At 62.7% G+C, this 1,300-nt stretch carries 1 protein-coding gene and 1 other annotated feature; the gene reads right to left on the bottom strand.

Annotated elements, in window-relative coordinates; genetic code table 11:
• Positions 1-4: 4 nt before the first annotated feature.
• Positions 5-1,300, bottom strand: a protein-coding gene (locus M4D77_RS23750) for an IS3 family transposase (RefSeq protein WP_259937729.1) whose coding sequence is annotated in 2 segments (ribosomal slippage) — positions 5-1,032 and positions 1,032-1,300 — 1,297 coding nt annotated over the 2 segments. Because the reading frame shifts where the segments join, the coding sequence is not laid out codon by codon here. This gene is flagged as partial in the annotation.
• Positions 902-1,033 (bottom strand) — a sequence feature (AL1L pseudoknot). (Overlaps the previous gene by 132 nt.)

The raw sequence follows: 1,300 nt of genomic DNA on the forward strand, positions 1-1,300 counted from the left end.
TGAATCACCCTAGGTTTTGTGCCGCCTCCAATGTGGGCTGGTCCTCGGGTCCGAGGCCAGCGTAGTGGAGCGTTTCGAACTCGGTCGGGGGAATCTGGCCGATACTCGAGTGCAACCTGCTGTTGTTGTACCAGTCGACCCAACCAGCGGTCGCGAACTCGACGTCGGAGATCGTCCGGTACGGGCCGGAGTGGAAGATCGTGGTCCGGATGCACTCGGTCTTGTACAAGCCGTTCACCGACTCGGCCATCGCGTTGTCGTAGGCGTCCCCGACCGATCCGATCGACGCTGCGATGTCTTCCAGTCGCAGACGCTCAGTCAGTGTAACTGATGTGTACTGACTGCCGGCATCCGAATGATGAATCAGCTCAGCAGCTTTCACCGGATGCCCTTCCCGATTGCGCTGCCACAGTGCCATCCGAAGCGGGACCGTGACCAACTCCACCGTCTTCGAAGTCGACGCATGCCACGCCACGATTCGACGGGAGAACACGTCGATGATGAACACCACGTACACCCACCCAGCCCAGGTCCGGCAGTAGGTGAAATCGGTCACCCAGACCCGGTTCGGTTCGGCAGCACTGAACTGTCGGTTCAGCAGATCCTCCGCGCGCACACCATCAGCGGAGCGGACGGTAGTGCGGACTCCCTTGGACCTTCGAATCCCATTGTGGCCTAGTGTCTTCATCGCTCGATCAACAGCACCATACGACACCCCCGGCAGCATTGTGCGGTGCAGATGGGCGCGCATCTTCACCCGCCCGTAGAGGCCCTCCGGAGTCATCTTCCGCCGGCCGTCGTCACCGGTACGCCAGACCACGGTGCGCACCGCATCGACGACGTGGGCATCGGAGACCGTCCGTGCGGCAGGCGTGCGTGATCGCCATGCCCGGTAGGTTCGTGCGGCAATCTGGCAGCCCTGCTCACGCATGACCCGGCAGATCGACTCGACCGCAAAACCGTTGGCACGCATCTGATCTATGAACGCCACGATCATCGGTTGCGGGGGTCGAGTTCCCCCGCGAAGAAAGTCGTCGCTGCTTTCAGAATGGCAACGTCCTCTCGCAGCTGCTTGTTCTCCGCCTTGAGGCGCTTGATCTCGGCGGACTCCTTCGAGGTGGTCCCGGAGCGGGCGCCGGCATCGACTTGGGCCTGCACGGCCCAGCGGCGTACCGTCTCCCCGCCGACACCGACTTGCTTGGCGATCGCTTCGGCAGCGGCAGTCAACGACGTGTACTCGCCGCCGTGGGCCTCCAGCAGCCGCAAGGCCCTCGAACGGACCTCTGGGTCGATTTTCTTA

Origin of the sequence: Gordonia sp. p3-SID1431, assembly GCF_025143765.1 — a bacterium.
Classification (GTDB): domain Bacteria; phylum Actinomycetota; class Actinomycetes; order Mycobacteriales; family Mycobacteriaceae; genus Gordonia; species Gordonia hongkongensis.